General features: G+C 54.3%; 5 protein-coding genes. 2 read left to right on the forward strand and 3 right to left on the reverse strand.

What is annotated here, in order from left to right; all coding sequences use genetic code 11:
- Positions 1–48: 48 nt before the first annotated feature.
- Entirely contained in the window at positions 49–516 is a 468-nt protein-coding gene (locus P1U71_RS16650) for a cytochrome c (protein WP_301106798.1), read from the reverse strand.
- 77 nt (positions 517–593) lie between these two features.
- A complete protein-coding gene (locus P1U71_RS16655; RefSeq protein ID WP_301106799.1) occupies positions 594–962 on the reverse strand; it encodes a hypothetical protein in 369 nt (122 codons plus the stop codon).
- A gap of 30 nt (positions 963–992) precedes the next feature.
- Here P1U71_RS16655 and P1U71_RS16660 point away from each other — a divergent pair, with 30 nt between their 5' ends.
- Together P1U71_RS16660 and P1U71_RS16665 are read left to right on the forward strand one after the other, a co-directional pair.
- Positions 993–1577 (forward strand): TIGR00730 family Rossman fold protein, encoded by a 585-nt coding sequence (locus P1U71_RS16660; protein WP_301106800.1) that lies wholly within the window; start codon positions 993–995, stop codon positions 1575–1577.
- Between the two features lie 102 nt (positions 1578–1679).
- Positions 1680–2894, forward strand: a complete 1215-nt coding sequence (locus tag P1U71_RS16665; RefSeq protein ID WP_301106801.1) for an NADP-dependent isocitrate dehydrogenase — start codon at positions 1680–1682, stop codon at positions 2892–2894.
- Positions 2895–2973: 79 nt separating this feature from the next.
- Here the strand turns inward: P1U71_RS16665 and recA are convergent, their stop codons facing one another.
- Complete coding sequence (gene recA / locus P1U71_RS16670) at positions 2974–4059, reverse strand: recombinase RecA (protein ID WP_301106802.1); 1086 nt, start codon at positions 4057–4059, stop codon at positions 2974–2976.
- Between the last annotated feature and the right edge of the window lie 40 nt (positions 4060–4099).

A 4099-nucleotide genomic window follows, 5' to 3' on the forward strand; every position in this document is an offset into this window, starting at 1 on the left:
GCCGCCCTCTCGCGAGTGTCTTGATAGCGCGGGCATTCATGCGTCGCGCTATTCCTTCGGTTTACGGAACTGCTTGTGACAGCCGCCGCATGTACCGCCGGTTTCCTTGAGTGCCGCGCCGATCATTGCCTGATCACCCGTTTTTACGGCCGCGACCAGCTGCGTGGCCGCTGCCTGGAAATTGTCGATATCCTCCTGGAAAGCAGCTGTTTCCGTCCAAATTTCCGGTTTCGCACGGGACGCCTCAACGCCCGATCCTTCCGGGAAAAGCTTGGGCATGTTTGACGCAATCTCCGCAATTTCCGCCGCATTGTCATTCAGGGAGTCGCTATAGGACATTTCTCCCTTGGCGACCTTTGCAATGGCCCCCATGTTCATGCCAAGTTTCTTCATTTCCGCAATCCTGAAATCCGCCTCGGCGTTGCCGGTAGATTCAGAATGAGCGCTGGCTATACCGGCAAACAGAGCGCCGCCAATCAATACCGCCATAACCGGTTTCATGAGCATCTTCTTCATTTTCTAACTCCCAAGCTAGTTAAGTATAAGATCAATTCGATATGCCTTGCGCCTAAGACAGATGCAAAAGCCTAAGTTCATTGCGGGATAATAACAACCATTTCCGCGCCTCCCGTTCCATGAAGCTTGTCATGAGCACGAATGCGAACCTTTTTCACATGCATCGGCAGGGACAAGGTCATTGATCGGGTAAAAGGCTGCTCATCCTCATGCGGATGCATCAGGACCCGACTCCCGAGTTTGTTCCCATCCATATCCAGAATGTCCCAACGGTCAGCGTAATGGTCCCATCCCTCATCGTCATGGCGGACGGTCACACTGAAGCGATACACATCCGCATCGACTTTGACGACTTTTACATCAATGACATCCGCCTCGCCCGCCAAAAGGGGGCTTGACGATAAGAGCAGGAAACCGCACATAGCAAGGGTAAAGATACTTCTCATATCTCACTTTCTTCCGGTATAATTCGTGCCATGACCCAAATCTCTTCACTTTGCGTTTACTGCGGCTCCCGGATACCCCGGGACCCGGCCCATATTGATGCCGCCAAATCCCTCGGCAAGGCTCTGGCGGAAAACGGCATTCGGCTCGTTTATGGTGGCGGGCATGTCGGCCTGATGGGCGTCATTGCGGATGCCACGCTTAACTCTGGTGGACAGGTTACCGGGATTATTCCCGGTCATCTACATGATATTGAAGTCAGTCACGAGAAATTGACGGAACTGCATATTGTCGACAGCATGCATGCCCGCAAAGAGAAGATGTTTCAGACATCGGATGCCTTCGCGGTGCTTCCGGGTGGTCTCGGGACGTTGGATGAAACATTCGAAATGGTCACCTGGCGTCAGCTGCGCCTGCATGACAAGCCCATTATCCTTGTCAATTACAAGAATTACTGGCGTCCGCTCCTTGATCTGATGGCCCATATGATAGAAGCGGGATTCGTAGAGGAGCAGGCGCGTGGCTATTTCACCGTGGTGGAGGAGCTGAAGGACATCATCCCCGCCCTTGCGAAGGCGCCGGATGCGGAAGTAAAGCCCGATATCTCAAAATTTTAGAGGGAATTTGCTATTTTTTGCCGGATCGGCTTGCACAGATCGCCGACAATGATATTTTGCAGCCGCAGAACAACTAACCCATAGGCTAAGAAGGACGTCGATATGCCAAAAATTCAAGTCAAAAATCCGGTCGTGGAGCTGGATGGCGACGAAATGACCCGGATTATCTGGGAATTCATCAAAAATAAGCTCATTCTTCCCTATTTGGATATCGATCTGAAATACTATGATCTCGGGATCGAAGCCCGGGACGAAACCGACGACCAGATCACCGTGGATGCGGCGAACGCCATCATTAAATATGGCGTTGGCGTAAAATGCGCCACCATCACCCCGGATGAAGAGCGGGTTGAGGAATTCGGTCTGAAACGCATGTATCGCTCCCCTAACGGTACGATCCGCAACATTCTGGGCGGTACCGTTTTCCGCGAACCCATTATCTGCACAAACGTGCCCCGGCTGGTTCCGGGCTGGACAGACCCGATCGTCATCGGCCGTCATGCCTTTGGCGATCAGTACCGTGCAACGGATATGGTTGTAAAAGGCCCTGGCAAGCTCACCATGAAGTTCGAGCCGGCCGATGGGGGCGAAGCCCAGGAATTTGAAGTGTTTGATTTCCCCTCCGGCGGTGTCGCCATGAGCATGTATAACCTTGACGACTCCATTCGTGGTTTCGCGCGCGCCTGCATGAACTACGGCCTGAACCGCGGCTGGCCGGTATATCTTTCCACCAAAAACACAATTCTGAAAGCCTATGACGGACGCTTCAAGGACCTGTTTGAAGAGGTGTTCAACAATGAGTTCAAGGCCAAGTTTGACAAGGTGGGCCTGACCTATGAACATCGCCTGATCGACGACATGGTCGCCTGCGCAATGAAATGGTCCGGTAAATATGTCTGGGCTTGCAAGAACTATGACGGCGATGTGCAGTCCGACACAGTGGCGCAAGGGTTCGGCTCCCTCGGGCTGATGACCTCGGTCCTGATGACGCCCGATGGCGACACGGTTGAAGCCGAAGCCGCCCATGGCACCGTGACCCGCCATTTCCGGATGCATCAGCGGGGCGAGGAAACTTCGACCAACCCGATTGCCTCGATTTTTGCCTGGACACGCGGCCTGATGCATCGGGCTAAGCTCGATGGCAATGAAGAGTTGAAGAAGTTTGCCGAATCCCTTGAAAAGGTGTGCATTTCCACCGTTGAAGGCGGCGAGATGACAAAGGACCTTGCGCTTCTGGTCGGCCCGGATCAACCCTGGCTCACCACCAACCAGTTCCTGGATGCGCTGGATACAAACCTGCAAAAAGAAATGGCCTGATCCAGAGCCAATATCGCAATCCCAAAGAAAAAGCCGACCCAACCGGGTCGGCTTTTTTTACGCTGCTTATCTCCCGGCGTTAATCTTCTGCCGCCATGGCATCCTGCTCGGCCGCACTCTCTGGTCCGCCCTGCATGATTTCGGAAATAACCCCCGCATTGGCGAGAATTTTCCGCTCAATCTCTTTCGCCATCTCGGGGTTTTCCTTCAGGAAGCTTTTCGCCTGCTCCCGCCCCTGCCCGATGCGCTGACTGTCATAGGAATACCAGGAACCGGATTTCTCGACAATCTCCGCCTTCACACCGAGATCCAGAATTTCTCCGGTCTTCGAAATTCCTTCTCCGTACATGATATCAAACTCGATTACCTTGAACGGCGGGGCCACCTTGTTCTTGACGACCTTGACGCGGGTCTGGTTTCCAACAACCTCGTCCTTCGCCTTGATCTGGCCGATCCGGCGAATATCCAACCGCACCGACGCGTAGAATTTCAGCGCGTTTCCGCCGGACGTGGTTTCCGGACTACCGAACATCACGCCGATCTTCATGCGGATCTGGTTGATGAAAATCACCATGCAGTTGGAGCGCGAAATGGAGCCGGTCAATTTCCGCAAGGCCTGGCTCATCAATCGCGCCTGAAGTCCGACATGGGTATCGCCCATCTCCCCTTCCAGTTCAGCCTGGGGCACCAGCGCGGCCACACTATCGACCACCAGCACGTCAATCGCGCCCGAGCGCACCAGCGTGTCGGTAATCTCAAGCGATTGCTCCCCTGTATCCGGCTGGGAAATCAATAATTCATCGACATCCACGCCAAGCTTGCGGGCATAGACCGGGTCCAGCGCATGTTCAACATCGATAAAGGCACAGGTGCCCCCCTGCTTTTGCGCCTCGGCCACTACATGCAAGGCCAGCGTCGTTTTACCCGAGCTTTCCGGGCCATAAATCTCAACGACCCGCCCCTTAGGCAAGCCCCCAATGCCCAGCCCGATATCCAGACCGAGCGATCCGGTCGGGATCGCCGCCACGTCCAGAGTCTCCTGCTGGCCAAGCCGCATCACCGACCCTTTACCAAAGGCCCGATCGATCTGGCTCAAGGCCGCTTCCAACGCTTTTTTCTTATCCATGCCACCTGCTTCAACGAGCTTAAGAGCTGTATTTACCATCGATATCCCCTTATTCCATAGGTCCGTCCCGGATGCAACT

Origin of the sequence: Sneathiella sp., assembly GCF_029233945.1 — a bacterium.
Classification (GTDB): domain Bacteria; phylum Pseudomonadota; class Alphaproteobacteria; order Sneathiellales; family Sneathiellaceae; genus Sneathiella.

Coding starts and splice junctions, on each gene's coding strand:
- P1U71_RS16650 (WP_301106798.1), bottom strand. CDS start 516: ATGAAGAAGATGCTCATGAAACCGGTTATGGCGGTATTGATTGGCGGC.
- P1U71_RS16665 (WP_301106801.1), top strand. CDS start 1,680: ATGCCAAAAATTCAAGTCAAAAATCCGGTCGTGGAGCTGGATGGCGAC.
- recA (WP_301106802.1), bottom strand. CDS start 4,059: ATGGTAAATACAGCTCTTAAGCTCGTTGAAGCAGGTGGCATGGATAAG.
- P1U71_RS16655 (WP_301106799.1), bottom strand. CDS start 962: ATGAGAAGTATCTTTACCCTTGCTATGTGCGGTTTCCTGCTCTTATCG.
- P1U71_RS16660 (WP_301106800.1), top strand. CDS start 993: ATGACCCAAATCTCTTCACTTTGCGTTTACTGCGGCTCCCGGATACCC.